Annotated in this window: 25 protein-coding genes; all 25 read right to left on the minus strand. The window is 41.5% G+C overall.

The window, feature by feature from the left end; translation table 11 throughout:
- On the minus strand, nucleotides 1-343 hold a 343-nt coding region (locus HMPREF1518_RS09835), incomplete at its 3' end, for a GH25 family lysozyme (RefSeq protein ID WP_033585790.1).
- A 9-nt stretch (nucleotides 344-352) separates the two neighbouring features.
- Nucleotides 353-631: a phage holin gene (locus tag HMPREF1518_RS09840; protein WP_033585791.1), complete on the minus strand. Its 279-nt coding sequence runs from the start codon at nucleotides 629-631 to the stop codon at nucleotides 353-355.
- Nucleotides 632-634: 3 nt separating this feature from the next.
- Nucleotides 635-1,051: a phage holin family protein gene (locus HMPREF1518_RS09845; RefSeq protein WP_033585792.1), complete on the minus strand. Its 417-nt coding sequence runs from the start codon at nucleotides 1,049-1,051 to the stop codon at nucleotides 635-637.
- A 9-nt stretch (nucleotides 1,052-1,060) separates the two neighbouring features.
- Complete coding sequence (locus tag HMPREF1518_RS09850; RefSeq protein WP_033585793.1) at nucleotides 1,061-1,666, minus strand: DUF1366 domain-containing protein; 606 nt, start codon at nucleotides 1,664-1,666, stop codon at nucleotides 1,061-1,063.
- Nucleotides 1,667-1,684: 18 nt separating this feature from the next.
- Nucleotides 1,685-3,691, minus strand: a complete 2,007-nt coding sequence (locus HMPREF1518_RS09855) for a DUF859 family phage minor structural protein (RefSeq protein ID WP_033585794.1) — start codon at nucleotides 3,689-3,691, stop codon at nucleotides 1,685-1,687.
- A gap of 11 nt (nucleotides 3,692-3,702) precedes the next feature.
- Nucleotides 3,703-7,041 carry a phage tail protein gene (locus tag HMPREF1518_RS09860; RefSeq protein WP_033585795.1) on the minus strand — a complete coding sequence of 1,113 codons (3,339 nt, stop codon included), beginning with the start codon at nucleotides 7,039-7,041 and terminating at the stop codon, nucleotides 3,703-3,705.
- Nucleotides 7,041-8,543, minus strand: coding sequence for a distal tail protein Dit (locus tag HMPREF1518_RS09865; protein ID WP_033585796.1), 1,503 nt, complete (start codon nucleotides 8,541-8,543; stop codon nucleotides 7,041-7,043). The genes HMPREF1518_RS09860 and HMPREF1518_RS09865 overlap by 1 nt, the downstream gene beginning before the upstream one ends.
- Nucleotides 8,540-12,808 (minus strand): phage tail tape measure protein, encoded by a 4,269-nt coding sequence (locus HMPREF1518_RS09870; protein ID WP_033585797.1) that lies wholly within the window; start codon nucleotides 12,806-12,808, stop codon nucleotides 8,540-8,542. The genes HMPREF1518_RS09865 and HMPREF1518_RS09870 overlap by 4 nt, the downstream gene beginning before the upstream one ends.
- A gap of 199 nt (nucleotides 12,809-13,007) precedes the next feature.
- Entirely contained in the window at nucleotides 13,008-13,301 is a 294-nt protein-coding gene (gene gpG / locus HMPREF1518_RS09875; RefSeq protein WP_033585798.1) for a phage tail assembly chaperone G, read from the minus strand.
- Nucleotides 13,302-13,350: 49 nt separating this feature from the next.
- Nucleotides 13,351-13,935, minus strand: coding sequence for a major tail protein (locus HMPREF1518_RS09880; protein ID WP_033585799.1), 585 nt, complete (start codon nucleotides 13,933-13,935; stop codon nucleotides 13,351-13,353).
- Between the two features lie 22 nt (nucleotides 13,936-13,957).
- Nucleotides 13,958-14,338, minus strand: a complete 381-nt coding sequence (locus tag HMPREF1518_RS09885; protein ID WP_033585800.1) for a hypothetical protein — start codon at nucleotides 14,336-14,338, stop codon at nucleotides 13,958-13,960.
- The gene (locus HMPREF1518_RS09890; protein WP_033585802.1) at nucleotides 14,339-14,740 is read right to left on the minus strand and encodes a hypothetical protein; all 402 of its coding nucleotides are present in this window, start codon (nucleotides 14,738-14,740) and stop codon (nucleotides 14,339-14,341) included.
- Nucleotides 14,733-15,125, minus strand: a complete 393-nt coding sequence (locus tag HMPREF1518_RS09895) for a hypothetical protein (RefSeq protein WP_033585803.1) — start codon at nucleotides 15,123-15,125, stop codon at nucleotides 14,733-14,735. Before HMPREF1518_RS09895 ends, HMPREF1518_RS09890 begins: the two co-directional genes overlap by 8 nt.
- Complete coding sequence (locus HMPREF1518_RS10945) at nucleotides 15,109-15,285, minus strand: hypothetical protein (protein WP_197018569.1); 177 nt, start codon at nucleotides 15,283-15,285, stop codon at nucleotides 15,109-15,111. The genes HMPREF1518_RS09895 and HMPREF1518_RS10945 overlap by 17 nt, the downstream gene beginning before the upstream one ends.
- A complete protein-coding gene (locus HMPREF1518_RS09900; RefSeq protein ID WP_033585804.1) occupies nucleotides 15,278-15,568 on the minus strand; it encodes a hypothetical protein in 291 nt (96 codons plus the stop codon). The genes HMPREF1518_RS10945 and HMPREF1518_RS09900 overlap by 8 nt, the downstream gene beginning before the upstream one ends.
- A 15-nt stretch (nucleotides 15,569-15,583) precedes the next feature.
- Nucleotides 15,584-16,705 carry a phage major capsid protein gene (locus HMPREF1518_RS09905; protein ID WP_033585805.1) on the minus strand — a complete coding sequence of 374 codons (1,122 nt, stop codon included), beginning with the start codon at nucleotides 16,703-16,705 and terminating at the stop codon, nucleotides 15,584-15,586.
- 16 nt (nucleotides 16,706-16,721) lie between these two features.
- Nucleotides 16,722-17,504 (minus strand): head maturation protease, ClpP-related, encoded by a 783-nt coding sequence (locus HMPREF1518_RS09910; RefSeq protein WP_033585806.1) that lies wholly within the window; start codon nucleotides 17,502-17,504, stop codon nucleotides 16,722-16,724.
- Entirely contained in the window at nucleotides 17,485-18,636 is a 1,152-nt protein-coding gene (locus HMPREF1518_RS09915) for a phage portal protein (protein ID WP_033585807.1), read from the minus strand. The genes HMPREF1518_RS09910 and HMPREF1518_RS09915 overlap by 20 nt, the downstream gene beginning before the upstream one ends.
- Nucleotides 18,637-18,694: 58 nt before the next feature.
- Nucleotides 18,695-20,335: a terminase TerL endonuclease subunit gene (locus tag HMPREF1518_RS09920; protein WP_033585808.1), complete on the minus strand. Its 1,641-nt coding sequence runs from the start codon at nucleotides 20,333-20,335 to the stop codon at nucleotides 18,695-18,697.
- Nucleotides 20,332-20,670, minus strand: a complete 339-nt coding sequence (locus HMPREF1518_RS09925) for a hypothetical protein (RefSeq protein WP_033585809.1) — start codon at nucleotides 20,668-20,670, stop codon at nucleotides 20,332-20,334. Before HMPREF1518_RS09925 ends, HMPREF1518_RS09920 begins: the two co-directional genes overlap by 4 nt.
- Nucleotides 20,671-20,776: 106 nt before the next feature.
- Entirely contained in the window at nucleotides 20,777-21,091 is a 315-nt protein-coding gene (locus HMPREF1518_RS09930) for an HNH endonuclease (protein ID WP_033585810.1), read from the minus strand.
- Between the two features lie 217 nt (nucleotides 21,092-21,308).
- Nucleotides 21,309-21,875 carry a tyrosine-type recombinase/integrase gene (locus tag HMPREF1518_RS09935; protein WP_006154871.1) on the minus strand — a complete coding sequence of 189 codons (567 nt, stop codon included), beginning with the start codon at nucleotides 21,873-21,875 and terminating at the stop codon, nucleotides 21,309-21,311.
- Between the two features lie 116 nt (nucleotides 21,876-21,991).
- Nucleotides 21,992-22,456 carry a hypothetical protein gene (locus HMPREF1518_RS09940; protein WP_033585811.1) on the minus strand — a complete coding sequence of 155 codons (465 nt, stop codon included), beginning with the start codon at nucleotides 22,454-22,456 and terminating at the stop codon, nucleotides 21,992-21,994.
- Complete coding sequence (locus HMPREF1518_RS09945) at nucleotides 22,438-22,791, minus strand: helix-turn-helix domain-containing protein (RefSeq protein WP_033585812.1); 354 nt, start codon at nucleotides 22,789-22,791, stop codon at nucleotides 22,438-22,440. Before HMPREF1518_RS09945 ends, HMPREF1518_RS09940 begins: the two co-directional genes overlap by 19 nt.
- Nucleotide 22,792: 1 nt before the next feature.
- Nucleotides 22,793-23,161 (minus strand): hypothetical protein, encoded by a 369-nt coding sequence (locus HMPREF1518_RS09950; protein WP_033585813.1) that lies wholly within the window; start codon nucleotides 23,159-23,161, stop codon nucleotides 22,793-22,795.
- Nucleotides 23,162-23,279 lie beyond the last annotated feature (118 nt).

A 23,279-nucleotide genomic window follows, 5' to 3' on the forward strand; every position in this document is an offset into this window, starting at 1 on the left:
CTTTACTTTCCATGAAGCGAATACAAGCATCTGTATTTGCCTGTTTATCTCCGCTTGCGTGATCTTCGTAGTCAAGACACAAGTATTTTACTTTTTGGGGCACATTATCAAGGAAGTAGCGTGCTTCTCGCTCTGCTTCTTCGATGTCACCACCAAACCAAGCAAAGTGATAAAATCCAACAGGATTGGATTGCTCGACTTGAGCAGAAAGGCAAGGGTTTAGGTAGTTTGTACTCTCTGAAACCTTTATGATCGTATTCTGTGTGCCCATATCAGCCAGAATACCTGTAATGTCGTATCCATTGTGGCTAGATACATCGATGAATAAGTCATTTTTCTTCATTGTTCTCTCCTAGTCTTCGCTTGGCTCTTGATAGTCAAGAGCACGTTTGCTGTCAGAAAGCCCAGCAGTTGTTGGATCTGGAATGATATTTAGAATATTTACAATCGTCAACCCCACAAGATAAGGGTTCGCGAAGAATTTACCAAGCAAGTCTAAAATGACTCCCCAGCTAACCAAATCTTCCAGTTTAAGATTGAAATATGCGAGAATTGGCAAAGCTAGTGCGAATGCCACTCGCAATAAGAATGTTTTATTTTTAAAGCTAAAACGTACTTTCCAGTTAATCATGTGTTATTCTCCTTTATTTTTATCTTCGTCTTTTTCAAACAAGCGTTGAAATGCTTTTAAAATTGGCTGAAAAAGAGTGACATTTCCTTTTAATTTACGATAATTTTCAATGAGTGATTGAAAAGTAAATGCGATGTACCCGAGATAAATCGAGTACAAGAATGCGAAGCCTGTCTTTTCAGGCAAGAGTACGGACATCGGGATAAGAATCATCAGCAAAAGGACCCCTAAAATCTTACGAAGAAGCCCATTGATACCGATTTTACTCTTATACTCGATATCGGGATTGGCAATAGCAGCAATCGTTCCAGTCAGGAAATCAATGATTTCCATCGAAACAATCAAAGCAAGAGCGTACAAGACCAGACCGTCTTCAGTCTGGACGACGCTACGAAAAAAATTGAAAAATTCGATTTGCATATATCCTCCTTAATCGATTCTAGGCATGACCACAGTAAGCACACCTTGCTGAAGCATATCAGATAGTGACTGATCTTTCCAAGTGAACCCCTCGTTTGCTCTCATTTGAAACATGAAGATAGTTTGCGTGCCCTTTGGCCATTTAGCATTAGTTTCAAACGGATACGGCATTGCGACAATATCGCCGTTTCCGTATCGCGTACTCTTTACAAGAGGCTTGATGAAATTTGCTACCTTTACATAGGCAAAGGTAGGCATGCCACCATTTTGAGATACTACCACGGCACTCAAGACCTCAGTGATAGTTGAAACCGCATAAAGGTTTTCTTTGTTCTCTACGGTCGCTTGCTCTACCTTAGTTGCAATTTCCTTATTTTGCTTGAGTTGCGCCTCTACTTGGTTAAATTTCTCTTTTTCAGCACGTTGTGGGAAATTCTCCTGATAGAGAGCTTCCAAGGCTAGCTCAAAAAGCTCCGTATTGGACAAACTGATTTTATCAGCCGGTAGCAAGATAGGTACGATAGCACCATTTGAGTTGACAAGTGTGACCTTGGTAGCTGATGCTGTTCCACTGCCGTCATATTCCAAGGACTTTGTCCCATATTCTAGTTTCATATATATTCCTTTCATTTATTAAGGGTAAGGGTCATTTGTAATATAAGTTATTGTGCCTGTCCAATACTTATTTCCTTGAGATTTACTTGTAAGACGGATTTTCCCATCTGTTGCAAGGTGCAAGATAGCCGTTCCAGTTACTGTTGAGTCAGACAATCCTTGTAAGATAAAGTTAACCTCTTGAGTTGGTCTGAATCCAGCTGGGATTGTTTCTTTAACTTCTCGATAGTCTGAAACTGTGTTGATATTTGTAATTTTTCTTTCTGTTGAAATTGTAACCACGTTGCCATTTCTTGTAGCAGTGCCGTTCACATACCATCCTAGCTCAATTTTTCTTGAAATAGTTGCTTGTACGGTTGCAAGATACTTCCAAGGATTCCATGTTCCATTGGTTTTAGATCTAACGGCTGCTATTTGGCCATGAAAATCATAGGCAACTTGCACTACCCAATTGTCATTGTGCTTAAAGACCTGCACATGTTTCCAGCCATTCCCTCCTTGAGGAGAGTTTAATAGGTTGGACCCCATGTATAGCCCAGTATTTATGTAATCATTCCAGTCCCTCTCAGCGTTCAAAACTTTTCCGTTATTTTGAGTCAACTGATACTGTTGAATAGGCTGATTATTAGCAAAGATGTCACCTTTCACATCAAGAGCGCCCTGCTCACGAATTTTATTGACACCAACCCCTGACCTATCATAAGATAAGACCACACTCTCTGTGGCCACGTTGACCATGAACTCAGTGCGAGTGAATTTGTCCTCAAGGATACCGATAACCACCCATGACTGATTAGCTAGATAGTTCCCTGCAAGATTAGCCTGCGAATTGACTAGGTTTGAGATACTTGTCCAGGATCCAGTAGCTGGTCCTGTATCCACTTGAAAGTTAGTAGTCCCAAGCCTTGCAACCTTAAAAGTCAAGGTCATTGAGTTCTTTTGACTGCCTGAGACAGTCAGAGGGGCGATTCTTGCATTTCTCGTAGCGGTCAAGGTGCTAGAGGTTGAGCCTGTTCTAGCTATGCTAAAACTCAATGCTGGAGCAAAATACTCAAGCACTATGACAGATACCTCTCTAGCGTCTGACCAACGTCCACGGCTATCAGATACACTAGCTCTGATTTTGATGGTGCCGTGATAGTTCATAATGCCTAAGCTCCCACCGTTTGAGCTTGTGGACTGGTTTTTGCCGATTATTTCAGCATAGTATCCAGTGATGGATGAGCCGTAAGAACCGACTGCGCCATTAAACGCTACTTTGATGTTAGAGATCACCTGGATGAATGTATCAGCTTTAGGGATGAGATTTTGAGCTGCACCATTTAGGTCAGACAATGAAATCCCTGAAAATGTGGGTTTCACATTCGCTGGCACGCTAGCCGTCAGTGTGGTTGACTGCGTTCCGGTCTTAGTAGATCCTGAATAAGTATCTACATAGATAGTCCCTGTACCGCTTGCTGAGGTCGGGATGTCGTTTGCAAAGTCAAGAGGGATCGTCCACGTTGTGGAGGTGTCTACATTCGTGGCAATCGTTCCTGACTTGCCAGCCCAGGCATAACGCACTGTATGCCTGAAGCTTGAACTTTGACGGTTAATATTGATAGTAACCGAACTACCAATGATCCCAGCGCTCACGCTTACAGAGCTTGAGCGTGGGATAGCAGTCAGACCGAGGTTTCCTGAAACTGTGATAGTTCCATGTAAACCATTGTTAGGGTTGAAAGTACATGAGAAAGGCAGTGTCTTGCGACCGTCTGAGTTATGTGAGATTGTGCTTGAACCACTAGCGAGAGTTACTTCGCCGTCCCAGACTTCCCAAACTGGATTGCTAGAGTGCACATTTTGGCCGTCTAAAGTTAGAGACAACGTGCTGTCTCCCTGTTTATTGAATGTGTGGTAGTACGTATAGCGACTAACTGTCAACTGCCAGTTGATGGTTGAGGTGTTAGCTGAAATGTCTGTTGAAACTTCATCAATATACACATTCAAATATAAGCTGTTACTTGAATTACTAAATCTAGGCATTTTACTCCTTTCTATCCAACGTAGCGGATGACATTCATATCAGGGTTAATGTGATACTGCTCTTCCCTAAAACGGCCTATCTGGATAGTTTTAGAGAAAATACCATTTTCGATGTGGATAACACCTTGAGAGATATACATAACCTCTACACCGGCGCTAAACATTGAAATACGACCATTAGGGTTGAACATCATGCTAGAGCTACCGTCATTCTTACCAATCACAAGGCCCTCATTTGATGAGCTCATGTAAGTATCAATGAAATTCCAGCGGTCAGATAATTCTCCCAAGTCTTTAGCAATGTTAGAAACACGCTGAGTAGCTGAAATCAAATCTTTCTCAGCTTGTGCCCTCGCTGTCTCGTTAGACTGGACAAAGTCCTTGTAAGCCTTTATCCAGTTATCAAGCGTGTCAGCGCTAGCCTTGGCCTCAAGCTCAGCCTGGATAATTCCAGCTCTCTCATTGAGAGCGTTCAGTTGCTCCTGAGTCAGCCCCTGGTCGGCTTTAGAGTCTATATCCCTCTGAACATCTTCGGGAGCTTCTGAAAAGTCTGTAGAGACTGTTCCTACCTCTACTTTTGGGAAGGCAATCCAAACAGTAGCAGCAGTAAAAACATGTAAAATCAGTTCATTACTTGCATTGGAGTTTTCTTTTTTCGTCAACTCAATGTCATAAAATTTCCAATCCGTAGTCAGCGAGACACCTTGAATAGTATTTCTATACCCTGCTCTAGCTTGAAAATTCGTATTATTGACAGTAGATTTTGCCCAAAAACTAAAACGAACAGATTTATTTTTCATCTCGTCAGCGGTGTCCAAACGTGTATCCCCACCGGTTCTAAACGTAACTTTTTGATTAGTCGCCTTACCGTTATAAGTAGATACAATTTTCAAAGTATTAGCTCCTCTGAATTTGCTATTAGTATCTATGCTTAAGGTAAGCTGTCCTTGTGTTTGCTCCTGACTATCATCTAAAAAGTAAGTTGAGTATCGCTCTCTTAGACTATGTTTGAATAGTGAATTAAGAAAGAGATTTCTTCCACCAACCTCAACTTTAGCCCAACGATCAACCCATTTGTATTTAGTTTTATCTGAGCTATCAGGTTTCTCATAATCTGAATAATGACCAAAATAACGCTGTCCGTTATCTGTCAGTGTCAAACCAGAACCATCCGCATTGTCAGAGTACGCAAAGTGAACATAAGGTGTTCTTCCATCTGCTCCAGCTTTACCTGGTAGCCCATCAGCGCCATCACGACCTTTCCATCTCGTCCAGCGATAGTCAGCAGGGTTGACGCTGTCAGTTGAGTTGAAATCAACATAGACCCCTACATAGGCCTTGTCATCATTAGTCTGGCTAAATCCACTACCTGAGATAGTATCAGCGTAGGCAATGTGAGTGTACTGTGTACGGCCGTCCGCTCCTTTAGGTCCAGGGATACCTTGGTCACCCTTAGCACCTTGCAAACCTTGGAGTCCACGGTCTCCCTTTTCGCCTTTCTCTCCACGGTCTCCTTTAGGACCTATTGCTCCCTGTGGTCCAGGGTCACCTTTCGGTCCCGTGTCCCCTTTTTGACCTTGGAGACCATCAGACGTATTGATAAGAGTCAACTGCTCGGACGCTACCTCTTTGTTATCAATCCACGCTGACACCGTCAAAACCATCTTTTGGTTGATGTCAGCAGCCCTCACAATGTAACTAGGGCTTGTGGCTTTGATTACACCATCCACTACCCAGCGCCATCCGCTATTGATGACCTTGTTCCCTCTCATCAAAGTAGGGGTCACAATCGTCTGACCTTGGCCATTTTTAAAGGCTACACCATTATCCGTAGCCAGCTTGATAGTGTAGGGCTTGGATGCTTCAAAAAGTCGCTCAAAGGCTGCTTGAATACCATCTGACAGCTTGTTTTCTAACGCTTTGAAATTCGCAAAAGTGGTCTTGTTACTTGCCGGATTTGTAAAGCTGATTTTCTGTTCTGTAACTCGTGCTTTTACAATTAAAGCAGGACTAAAACCATCATCATAAATCTGGATTGTGTCCCCGATTTCTACGTCCACAAAGCCATCTACTTCATAGGTTATAGCAGGGTAGCAATGTTGCTTTAATTTCAGATAAGCAAGCCGTCTCAACTCGTTTGGCTCGTCTGTGTCAAAGTCGAAGTCTCGTCTTGTCCACTGGTCCTCAGCTGTTGCTGAAGTGAAAGTTGAGGGATAGAGTTGCATGGACAACGGTGCATACAGTTGTTGCCCTCTTTGGTAAAACTCTAATTCTCCCCTCTCGTTTTTGATAGACCAATCTCCCAAGTTTTCAATAGTCAGAACCTCTTTTTCGGGTTCGGTTTCTTTCTCTTTTTTCTTAGGAGGTTTTATGATTCGTTTCTCAGTATTAGATGGCCCGCCTTTCTTACTGGTCGTCACAGTCTGTTCGATAGAGCCATCTGAACGAGTTGTGGTGGTTGTTGTAATGCGTGTTTTATCAGCCAGTTTTGTGACTTTAGTGTGGACAATCGTCTTACTCTTTGTCCCATCGGATGCTGTGCGAATGATCGTTTCAGTTGTCGAACCATCCGCATTTTTGACTCTTTGACTTGAAACGTGACGTTCCCCACTGTCCTCAACCTCAACAGTCGGCATTTTCCCGGTCGGGCGAATTGTATTGAAAATACCCGTTTTATCCACTTTCCGAGTGATAGAGCTAATATTTTTACCATATTTTAAAACCACATCATTCCTAATACGACCAACCCCTTGGTGTGTATCGTCGTGTTCGTGATATATATTTACAGTAAAGTTCTTAAGCGTGCTATCTGCCTTTAATTGTGTGTCAAATTCAATCTCAGCATTGAATTGTTTCGCAAGATTAAGCAAGCGAGCAAGTTTTGTTTCTTGCGTCGTCCACTCAAGGATGCGTTGCTGGTCTGAAATCTCGTTAATTCCAATAGTGAGATGAGCATAGTTCAATAAAGCCATCTCCTTGCAATATTCTGCAAAAGTCATGGCTCTCGTTGCTTTGTAAGGATTTACTAACTCATTAATCAATTCAAGATTGAGATTCTCACAATAGCATTTGATTGTCTGCTCATTTTCCTCCACTGACATCACATTAAAGAGGTAGGTGCGCCCATTGTGTCGGAATGACACCCAAGCACGTTCGTTTAGATGCTGATAGGCCTTCGATGAAGCTGTGTCTGATTGGATTGCTTTCTTAAAGACTGTAAACTCAAACGTTGAGGACCCTGTTGGCATGTCTCTTGACCAAGTATCGTTATAATAATTAAGCGTGTTCTGCTTACTATTATCAACAAAAGCAACCTTTTGCAAGTTTGCATCGTGAATCGTTAAAAGCATTATAGCCACCTTTCTTCAAATTCAATGGTCACTGTTGGTTGTTTTTTAATGAAGCTAGAAAAGTACAGCTCTAATTTCGATTTGCCAGGAGGAATAGACAACCATTGTGACCCATCGACGATCTCGTTAGCTTTTGCAATCCCATCGATATAGACCGTGTCATCTTCGCTATTGATTAGAACATTCGAGCCTATTGGAAAACGATTGGGGATGTCATTCGTTGTTGGGACAAAATCTTTGCGGTAGTACAATTCATCAAGATACATGTGAGAGACGATTGGATTGTCTCTGTACGCTCCAATTGTAATGTGAATTTTTACGGACTTTTTACCCTCAATTTCTGGAATGATAAAAGTAGAGTATGATCCTTGATAAAAAACTTGTACCTTGCCATCATTCCGTTTTAAATCTGACCACCCTTTTGCTACACTAAAAGGATTGATATCTCCTGTTGTAGTTCCATCAAAATTCCATCGCTTTAGAATCCTATATCCACCTTGACCATCGCTGGCTAAAAAATTGAACTCACATTCAGAACCTAGCGACCGTTTAAAGGTCTCAACACCATACAAAAATTGGCCTGCCTCATCTGAAACTGTCACCTTGATGAATCCATATTGATTATTAGCTTCGGACCAAAAAACTTGTCTCCACCAAAAATAATCATTCAGGGACCCAGTGCTGCCTGTGCTATCATTAGGGATTGCCCAGGTCAAACTTGTAGCGTAGTTGTGTAATTTAGTTTCACCTCGTAAATCTTTCAATCTAACGTGTGGACGTTCCCAAAGATTAATCATTTCAGCTGTCCCGACAATATATTCTGTCCGGTCATTTGTGATGGCTTGGTTCTTTGCTGCGCTAGCCAGTCCGTTTGTGATTTTTTCACCTCTAAAATCAAGTAAGATTTCTGATTTTTGCGATGGTTCGGTATCGGCTTCTTCACGGTTCCCGATTTCTAAGGTTCCATTTTGATTAACTAGACCGATATATCCATTCTCAGCATTATGTTTGACTTTAACGATTGGAAATGCATTCTCTGTGCCATTATTTGTAAGATCAAACACCATCTTTCCTGCTTCGCTAGTTGCGTTTTTGTCGCTATCAAATCGCTTATAGGCTGAACTATGAGCCACGCCGTCAGGAATGATGAACTTAATAGAGCCGTTTGAACGTCTCCCGCTTGCCTCTTGCATAGAGATATCATCAATTACCATGGCCAGATAATACTTGTCTGGCTCATCTGAAAAGGTCAATTCTTTAGGACCATCAACATTAAAAATACCCGCAAGCTTGTGCTTGAGGGTATTTCTGTCTTCGGACCAGATGGAGAAGTCCACCTTGATATATTTTGCATCAATCGTTTGTTGCTGGATATTCACGCCAATTCTTGGGGCATGATCGATAGAGATAGAGCGATTGTTCCCGACATCACGTTGGATGTCATGAATTTCAATAAGCTCTCGTAAATCTGTTTTATTAAAACGCATAGTCACTTCGCTCATTCAATCACCCCTTTCATTCTTAGTAGCATTTTCTCACGCTCTTTCTGAGTTTTAGTAACAATATCCGTAACTTTTGAGCTGTCCAGATAAGCGTTTGTGTCCTTGTTAAGGATAGCAGTAAGCAATTTTTCTAAACTTGCTCTCAGAATCGCCATCTCAGACACGATTTTATCTGTATCCTGCCCGTTCTGAACACTTGTAGTCTGAATAGTGATATTACGTTGAGCTTGTTCTATTTCACGAAGAAATTTTGCATCACTCGGGATCCCGATACCAGAAGCATATTTAGGAACGCCCATCTCACGCATCAAACGTCTAGTCTTGTCAGCTCGCAAAACCTTAGAACCTCTCGGAAGAGGAAGCAATACATCTCTGCCTTGAGGAATGAAGCTCCGGCCATTTGGCAGAGTGACCATTTCCTTGTAGTTGCTATTTCTTTGGTCGTTGACAATAGCAAGCCCTCCAGGGTGATAGTTAGTCCCGTGTGCATGCTTGCTTGCAAAGATATTTGTAAAGAAGTTACCAGTAACACTATCAATCCAGCTCTTAATGCCTGAAAGAACACCAGAAGCATTGTCTCGAGCGTTGATAGTGACCGTTTTGTCCTGGATACCATTGACGCCACTTTTGACCTCGCTGACAGTGTCATTAGTGCCATTCTTGGCAAGGATATTCACTGGGTCGTACTGCTTGATAGCATTGATAGCCCCGCTCGTCTCATTTCTCACACCGCCCGTCTGGTCAGCAGCAAACAAATTGATAGGAGCTTCTTGTTTCGGTGAATTAACACTCAAAATAGCACTTCCGACAGCTGCGCTAGTATTATCCACCGCATCCAGAGACTTAGTCTCAGCAGATGCAAAATTCCAAGCTGTAATCTTATCGATAGATAACTGACCATTGTTCAAAACATTCGTAGGATCAGCTTTCAAATCTTTTGTAAACGGTGTGGTCGCATTCCAGGTCGTCAGAGTATCAGTTGAGCGAGCGACTGCTGTTCGGACACTTTCATCATTGGCCAGCAACTCCTTCTGTTTTGGTTTCAGAGCTTCATAGTTAGACAGAGCCTTTGAGGCTTCCTCCGCCTTGTTCATGACATCAGCATTTTTCATAAGGAGTTCTTTGACTTCGGCTGGCATACTGTTCCATGTTTTAAGATGGGTCTCACTATCAAAGATGGCTTGTAAACCAGCTTGGTTCTTGACGATTACTTGTTTCTCTTCGAGGGTCATGTCTTTCCATTTACCAGATTCGACAAGAGCCTCAGCGATAGTCACACGAGCGTTTGAGTTGATATCCGCAGTTTTAGCAATGAACTGCAATTGTTCCCAACCTTCCGCAGATTTAGCAGCCTCTCCGATGACTTCCTTAACATTGGATTTTACTTGGAAATTCCCATTCTTATCAATGTTACCGACCAACAACGACCAGGCATCGTTAGCCTCTTTCACTTCCTTGCTCATCTCACTAGTATAGTTAGCAAGAATACTATGCGAATTACCTACCTTTTGAGAAGCTTCAGCAGCTTTCTTCCCGATTTCTTCATAGGAAAGGCCGTATTCTTCCAGAACTTTTTTGGCTTCTTCCCAATAGTTCCAACTTTGGCCAGTTCGAGCTTTCACCTTATCATCAAGATTTCGCATGACTTGATAATACTTACTTCCCAAAGCTTCCATCGTTTGAGTGTGGTTTGCTTCTAGAGTTTGCATTTTCTTGTTGTAAGTTTCTTGATCGATAGCTTTTCCATCAAGCAACTCTTTCAACTCACTCTTTGAGTTCTCGTAGAGTTTCTTTTCCTCATCAAGCGCTTGTTTCAAAACATCTTTAGTATGCTTCAATTGCGTTTCATTCAGACTTCTGACATCGCCATTCAAAGCTTGTAAAGCTGCCTTCTGTTGCTCAGCTGACAAGTCCATCATCGAGAGTTTTGCCTTAATCATCTCGTTCTGATTGTTCAGGATGATTTCTTTCTCCTCTTGAGAGAACTTGCTCGCATCACCATTATGTCGCTGATAAATCTCATTGATTTGATTCATCATGGACTCAGTATTAGACACGATCTGGGCATTTTTTTCTTTTGCTTTCGCAATGTCTTCTTCACTGAGACCCCACTTAGCGCCCAACTCCTCCATACGTTTGTTTGTTTTATCCGCAGCAGCAGCAATCTCTTCATAGAGCTTTTTAAAGGCTCCAGATACCTTTTCAGCATCTCCAGCACGAGTCCCGAAGTTTGCGACTGCTGTACTGGTTTCATCAACAGTCTTTTGAAAGCTTCGCAATTCTCCACGAGCAGTATCGCTCAACTGAGAGCCAAATTCTTCCGTCTTGATACGAGCCTTGTCTTTCTCGTTTCCAAGATAAACAAGAGCGGCGGTAGTAAGACCAAGACCTCCGACTATTAAACCTAGAGGATTCGCAAGCGTCCCCATTGATGTTGTTAGAAGCCCTGTTGAAGTTGATGCTGATGCAGTCGCATTCCCAAGCGCTACTGCTCCACCAGAGGCCAATTTAAAGGCAGATGATAGATTTCCGGTTGTTCTAAAAGCTTGGAAAGTCTTGAGCATTAGAGACATGCCGCCAACCGCTTTACCAGTTCCCTTAGTAAGCCAGCCAATTCCTTTTGTCAAGCCCCCTACAATTCCAATACCTTTTCCAAAAAGTGTTAACGCTGGACCAGCTCCTGCGGTTAACGCTGCCCACTTAAGAACATTTCTTTGCTCCTCTTCAGACATGGAACTGAAATGCTTAGCCATTTCAGCTAGCATGTCAATCCAAGGTTTCCCAGCTTTTAGACCGTCACGGAGAGCCTTCAAAAGTGGACCCCCAAATTCAATAGCCAAGTCAGTTACCTGGTTCTTGAACATCTTCAATTGTGATTCTGTGGTCTCATATCGCTTATTGGCTTCATTTGTCAGAGCAGTATTCTCTTTCCAAGCCTTGTTTGAACGTGCAACTGCTGCGCTCATTTTATCTGATGATAAGGCTAGAGATTTAAGCATGTTTCCTTGCCTAATACCTGTCATGCCTAATTTCATCAAGATAGCATCCATATTCGCACCTTGCTCACGAGCTGTGTTAAGACCTTTAATAAAGGCTTGCAAAGCTTCAGCAGGCTTTTCTTTCCAAGCTTTTTGGAATTCCTCCGATGTCGTTCCTGCGACTTTGGCGATTAAAGCTAGATCATCTGCTGAGTCCTTAGTGGTCAATGAAACTGCATTACCGATAGCCGTAAGGGTTTGTGTCATAGCGGTACCACCAGCCTCAGCCTCAATACCAACCGAACTCATCGCAGTAGCAAGACCAAGGATATCTGGGGCAGTTAGACCAGCCAACTTACCACCAGCCGCCAAACGATTGGTCATCTCAACGATGTCACGCTCAGTTGTTGCAAAGTTGTTACCCAAGTCAACAACAGATGATCCAAATCGTTTGTATTCGTCTGATGTCAAACCAAGGATATTCGCAATCTTAGCGATAGCGGTCGCAGCATCCTCAGCACTCAAGTTCGTTGATTCTCCCATGTCAATCATAGTTCGAGAGAAGGTAAGGATATCCTCTGCCTTGATGCCCAACTGGCCAGCCACTTCAGCGACATTTGCGATTTCAACCGCACTAGCTGGCAATTCTTTAGCCATCTGACGAATGCCATCAGATAGGTTTTTGTAGGATACGGTTGCAGTCTCATCTACTGTCTTCTTCACACCTGCAAAAGCAGATTCATAGTCGACAGCTGCTTTCGTAACCATACCAACACTAGCAACCAACGGGAGAGTTAAGCCAGTAGTCAACTTACCTCCTAAGCTCGAAACACTATCACCAAAATTCTTGATTTTATCGCCACTTTTGATAAGTCCGTCACCAAATTTATTGATACGATTCGCAAAGCTATTCTCCTTACCAACAGCAATCAAAGCTTGTTGCACACTACGGAGTTGACCTTCCATGGCTGCCAACTTAGCATTCTCACGTTCAATCTCAGCAGCGGCCTTATCAAATTTAGCCGTACCAGGTTCGAGAGTATCAAAACTTTTCTTCATCTGGTCCAAGACTTTTCTTTGCGCTTCAATCGCTTGCCCAAGTGTCTTGTACTTAGCTTGAAGCAAGTCTGTGTTTTTCCCATTGTTTTTAAGGGAGCTGTCTAGCGCCTTCACATTGCTTTGAAAGTATTTAACCGCATTCTTAGCACCATTTAGAGTAGGATTGAACTTCGACACGTCCAGCCCTAGCTCGATATACATTTGACCTAACGGCGTTCCACCTGCCATTCAAATCCTCCTTTTTAAATCATTTCTAGAAAGTCAGCAAGATCCATGACTTCCTCAGTTTTAGCAGATTCAGTTTCACCAAGAACGCCCATAAGGTCCTCCCAGCTCGTATCCATAACATCACGGATACTCATGCCGTACGGTCCTTCAGTAGCTTGCTTGACAAAGCCATAAAACCGTTTCAGCGCTTCACTTGGCTTTATTTTTTCTCCTTTGGGTCAACATCACCCACCAGATGAGAGTAGATATCTGCAAATACCGCAAAAATATCCGCCATATCTGTGTATTTCAAAAGTTCTTCCACTTCCAAATCTTCAAATAATGAGGCGATGAATTCCAATTGCTTGTCTAGCTTTTCAACTTCGGACAAGTCAGAAGATAGTGCTTCATTGAGAATCAGGTAGTCACGATAATCCTTAGTAGTAATTTCCTTACTAGTCTTTTGAACATCTTGACCTTTCTCATTTTTAATTAAAAATTTAACCTTAGCCATTTACTTTCCTTTCTAGAAAAAAGATAAAAAGAGAGCTTGCGCCCTCTTCCTACCCTGCAGCAACCATTTTAAGTTGACCTTTGAGTTTCTTGATTTTTTCTTCGTCATTACCAATGTACTTACCATAGTAATTACCTTTGATTTCTTCATCATCGCTTGCAATGGCTGAGAAACTCAAGCTGTCATCTGGAAGTTCCTCTTGCTTCTCCTTAAGACTTTCAAGCTCCTCAGCATCCATTGAGAAGCTACCTTTGAAGAAACCAACTTGCGCTTTCGTGCCGTTTGCTGTTTTAGATTCAAGCATAACTGAACAAAGTGGAGCATCACTATCTTCACCAATATAAATGATTTCGTCCTTAACTACATGCCCAAGGATTTTGGCAAGGACCATGTGAGGAATGTCAACTGCTGTCATTTCCATCTTCACATCACCTACACCGCGTTTTGATGTGTAATAAGCGACATCGCTTCCGTAAGTTTTAACAGGTTCACTTGAAAGTCCTGTAATCTTAGCGGTACGAGTCGCACCCTCACCGGTTTTACCTTCTACCACGAAAAGGTTTTTCCCAAGTGTTGGAGTAGCTTCCCCATCCAACACACGAATTGTCATGCGTTTAAAACCAACTAATGCCATTTATAGCACCTCTTTCTTTAATTTAGTATTCTTCGTATAGAGCACTCTGCCCCTTGTAGGTCCGAGCGTCTACATAGCGTTTGATTTCTGGAATCCATTCATCCAAACCACCACTGGTTTGATAAAATTCCTGGTCTTCCATAATCTTTTCGATTTTTCTTTGGAGTACTTTGCACTCCGTATAATTAGTAGACTCTACATTGACCTGATAGATAAATGTCTTAGCCAGACTCGTATTACTGCCATGAACTGCCTGCATCGGCGGACCAACTGGTCTAATAACAATACTTGGCTCATTATTTGGTAACGAGTCAGGACGTTTAAAAGATTTGATACTGATTCCAGCTAAAGACTCATCTTTTTTCAAAGCCTCATAGAGTTCATTAAACTTATCTTTGACCATCTAAAACCCCTCCGTCTTCAAATGACTAGCGATTCTGTATTTGTACGTCTTAGCATGAGCCTCTGAAAAACGTCTGATGACACCGAACCCCCTTGGATGTGGGTTCTTACCATATCCAAACTCATTCAAGTGAACCAAGCGCCAACGAGACCCTTCACCAAAACCGATTTTCACAACAGGGACGCCAGCAGCAAGACCCGTCACACGTCCAGCAGTAGCACTTTCAACGGTTTCTCCAGTATCTTTGTAGACCTGCAGAGCACCTTTGAACTCTTCTAGAGTCTCATCTGCAACTGCTTTCAAGGCACGACTAGTAGCACGTTTGACCTTAGTATCGCCAAGATGAACTTCAAGGTTTCTAAGAACATCATCAAAGCCTCTTAATTCTGCTCCACTAGACATCTTGACCACCACCAATAACGACTATCAAAAAATCCCGATTGTCAAAATCAGGACGAACATCGATAATTTGCCATTTCTTGCCACCTAGACGAATATCGCCAACTTCGACAAAATGCTCATTCTTTGGCTGATAATCAGACAAAGGATCTCGAATTTTCAAAGTCATCTTAGCTTGCATAGACTTACCAGTTGCAATCTCGATGTCTTTGAAACTAGGGGAGTAAACTTGGCCCATCGTAAAAAAAGCCTTCTCATGAGACACATCACGACCATGAAGCCCCTCCTCGACTTTAGAAGTATAGAAAGTCAAGGGGGTTCTTAGGTCTCCATTTTGAACCTCGGGCTTTTTGTAGCGATAGCTAGGGCGGTTAGTCTGATAGGACATCAGGCGTTGTTACTTCTGGTTGTTTTTGTGACCATTCAACAAAGCCAGGTAGCGCTCCATCGATTTCATCAAAGCGCTCTTTTGTCGCTTCAAACTCTTGGCCAGTAGAACGATATACCCCTTCTTTGAGGTCATAAAAGCCTTTTAAAACCTTAATCATGTTTTTCCTCCAATTTGTAATTTTCTAGTGATAATGCCATCAAATCCCCTTGAAAGTTCCCGTAGAAAAATTCAACTTGGTCATTGTAGACATATCGAGCACGTTCTAAAATAAGCTCTCTCACTCGTGGATCAGCAGAGTCCTTGCTACCGACCAGACTGAGGATGGCTGATTCAGAACTTTCCAACATTTTAGAGAGGTTGTTATCCTCTCCAGTATGAAAAATCCTCATCCGCTCCTTGAAAGATTTAAGGAGTGGATGAAGTTGTTCTTCTGGAGTCATGATTCAACTCCTAGATTAGGCTTGTGGAAGTTGTAGAGTCCAGACTGCCGCAGTCTTCTCATCGTGAGCCTTACCGTAAGCAAATTGCTTAGCAGTGTAGAGATTCAAATCTTCCAAAGCATAGGTTTCTGTGTAGCGACCAAGTGAAATACCACCACCGACAAAGGCATCGTAGCGACCTTTGACAAATGTAGTTACTTTACCAGCCATCTGCGCCACAGATTCTACCAAGATAATGTTGAATGGCATTGCAGTGATGTAGGTTCCTTGGGCGTTCAATGAAGTGTATTGTTTCTTCACATCCCAAGCATCGGCTGTATTAACAACCATTACAAGGTTGCCTTCAACTGCAACTGGAGTAGTGCCATCAGCTTTTGTTGAATGGTATTTACATACTTTTGTCAATTCTTTGACTACGGTTGCTGAGTCGGCAAAAGTCAACTTAGTAGTTTGAGCTGTTTTTTCATCATGAGTTGTATGATCGCCTGAAACAGTTCCTGTAAGAGTACGAGTAAGTCCGATAGGTTTATTATCCCCATCACCATTCAAGAAAGCAGCTTCAAGGGCAACTGCAAAGGCTTCTGTGATTTGAACAGAGACGAATTTTGCCAACCAAGCTGGGCCGAATTTTTCAGCATCTTTTGGAATTACAACGAAAGCAGTCAATTTGTGTTGGATTGCTTCTTCTTCATTGAATTTTTGTTTAAGTTGTCCTTGGATTTCTCCATTGATTTTACCCCAAACAGCTTGGCCTGTTTGCTCTGATTTGAGGAATTTCAAGCGAATACCAGCATTTTTAAGGCCGATATGTTGAAGGAGTGGGCGAGCTTGCACCAAATCTTCAAAGATATGGTCAATGATCTCTTGCGGGATGAATTTTTCAATCCCTTCAGGTGCTGTCTTTTCAATATTATTGAAAAACTCACGAGCTTCAGCGGTCAACTTGGCATCGTATGGATTCAAGGTAGAAACTTCTTCACGGGCAGCATCACGAGCTTGAGCCATCATTTCATTTGTCATGGACTCGATCATGTCATTGTATAGCTTCGCTTGCTCTTCTTGAGGTGCACCATTTGCAACAGCATTCAAAAATGCCTGACGTTTTTTTTCAAATTGGTTAGATAATTGCATTGTCATTCTGTTTTTTCCTTTCTTAAAACATAAAAAGACCGAACCCTTTAGGAACAGTCTTGTCTGTGTTATTTTCTGGACTTTCTGGAAAATTGAATTTCTTCTGTACGAATTCGCTATTTTCAAAAGCCTCTTTGTCGATTTGTATATTTGGTAGTTTAGCTCCTAGCTTTTCAGCTACCAGTTCGGCGATTTTATCGATATCTGGTGTCATTGCTGACCTCATTTTTTCGATAAAATCACTTGGGATCATAGGAGTTTCACTCGCTACCAGAGTCGGAGCAACTTCATTTGTAAACATAATCTTGTCTACAAATCCATGATTCAAAGCTGACTCAGCATCAAACCAGGTAGTCTTGTTCATCAATCCAAGCAGGTCATCAAGTGCCTTGCCAGTCTTATGGACATAAGCGCTAGCGATAGACTTGTTAAACCCTTCTAGTACCCCAGCCTCATGAAGCAGAGTGTTATGGTCCCCGTTTACTTGCGTTGAAACATTATGGATCATGATTTGGGCAGTCGGACTAATTTCAACCGTATCTCCTGCCATTGCAATCACGCTTGCTGCGCTTGCTGCAATGCCGACAATCTTCACGGTCACGTCACCAGGATACGAGCGCAGAGCAGTATAGATTTCACTACCAGCATAAACATCTCCACCGCCCGAATTGATATGAACCTCAATTGGTTCACCACTTTCAGGGAGGACAACATCTTTCGGAGCGGTTGCATCCCACTCAAGCCAGTCGTAAAGCCATCTGTCATTGTTTGATACAATCGTACCCTTAATCGGAATTACTTTCATCTTCTTTCTCACCTCCTTTCTCTAACTGTTCACCAAGTTGATAGTTTTTGGTGATGAGGAATTTATCGCCACCAGGGACAGATTCTAAGCCAAGTTCAGAGCGCACCTCGTTTCGAGTCATTGCTCCAGAAGAAATAAGCTTATCAATGCTTCCAGCAAGTGCAAACTTATCTCTCTGACCTTCGCCAATGATTACAAATAGATTATTGCGCTCGTATTCCCGTCTTGATACCAAGGCGAAATTAAGCCCATCACTCATTTTCTTAACGAGTGATTGGTAGCAATAACTATTAAACATTTTTTGGCTATTTTCTAGATTGGCCATGTCGCCATGAATTAAAGCTGTTGGAATCCCTAAGATATCAGCGACCTCATCGTCAAATTGCCGACGAAATTTCTTTAACTCGTCAACAGAAATATTTGAAGTCCCTGTTGTATTCGTATGCTCAGTGTATTCCATTCCATCTTGAGCTGGAACAATGGCAATCGTTTTAGTATTGAACGATTTGAAAAGAATTTCTGCATAAGATTGAAGTTTCGCAAGCATTTCCTTATCAAAACTCCCATTGTTTTTTGTTTTGAGAGTTCCTCTGATTTGATTATTTCTAGCCAAAGCCTCAACCAAACGAGTGTGCAACTTCTCGTAATCGGCAAATAAGTCAGAGATATAATCTTGCAGTCGATTATTGTTGTACTGTAAGAAAATGACTTCACTCATCCTAAAACGCTTCTCAAATGTGAAACCTTTACAAGTTACAAACTCAAACACATCATCATAAACAGCATATTTAGTCCGAGTATAAGAGTCAGCAACCAACAACTGGTCATCCATTGTAAGGACAATTAAAACCTCATTCTTAGTAATCAACCTGTATACGACTTTTTGCCAAAAATCTGACGCAGATTCGTTCTTGTTCGGTCTTACATTCAGCAAGTAGTCCCAATCAGAAGGCTTAGCCTTGCCATTTTCTTGATACTTAAATGCTGACTTAGCGAAAATTCGAGCGATGAACTCAGCTGACTTATCAATCGCTAAGCTTTTTAATTGCAGATTGCCAAACATCCGCTCAAGGTCCTCGAACTCAAAACCAACCTCTGGCACTTCACGCTTAAATAAATTCAGTAACCCCAATGCACTTCCTCCTTTCTTTTAATTTCTGCCGACCACCCACCCAAAATTTATGCTTAGATTAAAATTCCCAACTATCAATCATGTCAAGGAATTCACCAATATTTGACTCTTGCACAAGCTCACGCTTGTAGAGAGCAGCTATCAAAGCATGGAACCCATCTGTCTTTCTTCTGACAGGCTCTTTCTTCAAGAAACGCTTATTGCCATCCTTGTCCTCTTTGACATAGGTATTATCTGTATACCAAATCATAGAGTTGTCATTTTCAAAGATAAACCGCTCATTCGCAAATCCATCTTCGATGATTGGTGCGACCTTGGATTGAATCGCCCCAGGATTGCGCAAGAACTCATATTCAAACCCAGCCTCTTCTAACAATGGCTTCAGCAAGTCCATTCTAAAGCCATCGGCGCATACAAGTTCAATCTGATAAAGATTTCTCCATTCCTCAAGCTTGGCAATCAAAAGCCGAGGATCAATACTCGGGCCATCAACGATTGTAAAAAGACCTTTTTCAGCCCATTCTTCAATAGGAGCTTTTAGCTTGAAAGCTTTCAAGAATGCTTTGCGTGCAAATGAATGTTGCTTCCAGATAAACTCATCCCCATTCTTAAATAGCAAACCAACGCTTGCAAAGTCTCGGATACTCGCATAGTCAAACCCTGCAACACATGACCGACCTTTCAAGTCGATACCAGGAGACCGTAGACAAGCTACCAACTTATCCCGAGAGGTCACATCTTTCTCAAGGTCCGCTTCAGGGAGGTTCATCCGTTTAGTCATGAACTCCTGACGGCCAGACGGCTCCAACTCAAGGTCATCATAGTCAGCCTTAGTTCTTGCGAGCAACCTCTTAGCGTAAGGAGTGCTTTCATCCAACATCGGATTTGCCTTTGGCCAATTCTTCATATCATCCACCTCATCCGCATTGTCTAGCTTGCAGATAAAGGGGAATAGCCTGAAATCATCAACCTCTCCATTCAAGATTTGCATAGACTTCTCTATCAGCTTGTCGTAAAACCCCTCACGCACATATCCATTCGTCCCGTTGTAGAAAGTCCGAGCATGAGCAATTTTACCAAGACCAGACCTTTGAACCTTGACAGCCTTGTCATCTTCAAACTGGTGAATCTCATCAAACTCAAGACAGCCATCACGAGCAGAGTCCATAGTCTTCGGATTATTGGTCCGAAAAGAAAAGACCGAGTTGTTCGCTCGACCTGTAATAGACATTTTAGTTAGATAGAAATGGTCCTCAAGACCGCGCCTTTGAATAGTCTCATAGACTTCCTCAAAAGAAACCTTACCCTGTTTCTCAGAGTTAGCGGTGATGGTTACATCATAATCTCTGATTGGATAAAGAGGGCTGATGAAAAATGAAGATCTGGCAGACATGAAACCATTCTTACCACCCCCACGAGCTAAAGTATATAGATACTCGTCGAAGTGTGGCTCCCCGTCTTCCTTCCGAAAAAGAAAAATAAATGGAACCAAAAAAAGTTGGTACTTTGCCAGAGGGAAAAAATTCTTTTCAGCAAACCGAATGAACTTGTCGATCAAGTCATTATCAAAATACAAATCATCACGAGGATAAATTTTCTCCTTGATAATTTTAAACAGCAACTTTCTTTCCTTGTTGACGACGAGTTCTCCACTCTCGGCCATTTTGATGTAGTCATCAACCAGCGGATGAGAAATCATAACAGATCACTTCCAGACGTAGATTTCTCGACAGGCGAGTTCTCAATCTCAAAATCAAACGACCGCTCAATAGCCAAAAGCTGATTACTTGTTGTGTTGATTTCCTTGATGAGAGAATTTGCTTTTTGGAATCTTTGTTGGCCATTGTGGACAGTGACGACAAGTCCGTCCTCATGCAGACGAGCTTTCAGCTCATAAAGTAACCTCACAAGATAAATATAGCGATTGACTTTTTCATACTGAACCGCATCCTTTTTTCTAGGACTAAAATAGCCGATTTTAGAAAGTAGCTGATTTTCTAATTCTTTTACATTTTTTTCCGAGTATTCTTCCATTACCCCCCACCCCCTTTATTTTTTTGTTAAAAATTTGGACAGTCAACCCCTCCCACCGGTTCCCAAAACCTTAAAAACACTGGATTTTTTTGACCGGGGGGTGTTATCATCCCCAAAATTCATCTGTTCTGAAATTTTTCTCAATCAATTTTTTTGATTTTCGAAATTGAAAACGGCCGTGACGTTTATTGTGACATTCCTTACAAAGAGTTCTTAGGTTGTCGAGATCAAGAGCGAACTCTGGATAGAACTCTAGCTCTTTGATGTGGTCAACTTCTAGATTGTCTGTTGTAGTTCTTCCTTCAGCTTTACACCAAACACATTCATTGTGATCACGTTCAAGTGCTAACTTCCGAAGCTCTCTCCAGTCTCCTGAATTGTAAAACTCTGTTCGGTCTGCTCTTGTTGAAACTTCAATCATTTATTATCGATGTGGTTCTTTTATTAAAAAGTCTTTTAATAATGCCTTTCATAACTATGTAAACTCCTTTGTTTTTGCTATCTCAATTCCTTGTTTTACATATTCTAGTGAATTCGCTACATGAGTTTTAAGTCAGATTTATCAAGCGTTTATCTTGCATGTGTTGAATGAAATCATCATAACCTCAAAACAATGAATTGATATTAAAATAAAAAAATTAAAAGCCTTGAAACTTCGTCATGGCTCGGTCTTGTGAATCTTGATTTTTGCCAATATATCGCAGTGAAATACTCTGGCTTGAGTGGTTCAGTAGGTCCATTATCAGAGCGACATCCTTAGTTTGCTCGTACATAAATAAACCAAAGGTCTTTCTCATTGAGTGAGTCGCTATGTTTTCCAGTCCGACTTCTTCAGCAGCTTTCTTGATAATCTTATAAGCTGTGTTTGGTTTGATATGCTGGTGCTTTCCGTTTCGGCTTGGAAAGAGGAAATCTTCATCTTTCTTATCTTTGATATACTGCCTCATAGCATTCTTGAATTTCTTTGGCATCTTTCGTTTGGTTGGCTTGTCTGTCTTTTCATCGACGATCTGGACATGCCAACCTTTAACGTGCTTTACTTTCAGTTTAACGATATCACCAATACGAAATCCCAGATTAACACCAGACAGAAAGAGCATGAGGTTGCGTTGTCTATCTGATTCTTTGACTGCGCTATGCAACGTCAGCCATTCAATCATAAGCTGGACATCATCTCTATTTCTGATTGGTTCGACAACTACCACATATCCTCACCTCCTTTTTAGTGCACAAAAAAAAGCAGAGGTTTCCTCTCTGCTATTGTTCATGATACTAATTTACCACATTGTTTTTGTCAATTCTATATGTTTTTTTGACAACTTTACATAAAGAGCAAATTTGAAAGTGTGTCTAGAATAACTTCACGTCTTCTGTAAATCTGCTTGCTGTGTCTATATAAGTACCCAGTTTCTCCGTTCTCCATGATGTGCCAAACTTGAATCCAGTCGTATCCAGTATGTTCCCCCCAGCGAAGATAAAAGATTTTTTTGTCATCTGGTTCTAGATTCTCTAGTAATTGGGAAATAGCGTTTTGGAGATTTTCTAATCTTAAAATCATAGGATCGCTTGCATAAGCAACCGCTAGATTCTCTGACCTGTTGACGAATGTCCCACTGCCACTTGCTCCAGTATCATCAATACCAGGAACAGTAAGATGTTTAACCTCGTACAATCGTTCCAACTCATGCCTTCGTTGACCGATAAGTTTATCAATCTTTAAATATTTATCATCGAGTTCAAACTCGAGATAATCCCTTCGTGCTTTTGTTAAGTTCTTTTTGACCAAGCCTTACCTCCCATGTATCTTTTGGATTTAACCCATTTGATAATTTTACCGTCGTTATTGTTATTGTGATAATCTGGCAATCTTGCTGTTGGACTTTCTTTGTATATAATTTTCTCAACTACCTGAATTGCAGGTTGCATTGCATCATCTACCCATCCAACTAACCAAGCAGGATTCACATCATAGGTTTTAGCAATCATTTCAATTTGCTTTATGGACGGATATCCACCTCTCTCATACAAGTGAATTGTATTTTGTGAAACACCCGTATCCCTAGCCATATCTTTGACAGAGGGCCCTAGGTCCTCTCTAAGTTCTTTCAATCTTAGCTGCATGCTATGAACCTCCTTTCTGAGTAACTATTTTGTTAAATTCTTCCAGGCACATGTTCGACCAAATGAAACGATTGATTTCTAAAAGTTTCTTGCTCCCCATTTTTTCAATTCTTTGATAAAGCCTGATTTTAAATAATGCTTGCTTCTGTTTCGAAAGCCCGGTTCCTTTTACTGGCAATGTTGCTATAAATGATAATGTTTCGCCATAAGCACGAATTACACATTTTGCTAATATCTCACTATTATCCCCTTCCCTAATTACAATTGATACATTAATTGTTTCGTATTTTATAACCTCAATCAGACTAAGTCTGTCTTGTTTGCTGTTTGTGTTTTGAGAACCTGAATATGGATATTTTTTTGGTTTCATTCTTCTACCTCCAAAATCTCTGGATTTTCGTAGATGTTGCTGACAACTTCGAAACTTTCTTCGCTTGAAAAATTACACATATAATCTACAACCCATCTATCGTCGTGTGGTTTTAATC

This window comes from Streptococcus sp. SR1, assembly GCF_000526075.1.
Lineage (GTDB): Bacteria > Bacillota > Bacilli > Lactobacillales > Streptococcaceae > Streptococcus > Streptococcus halitosis.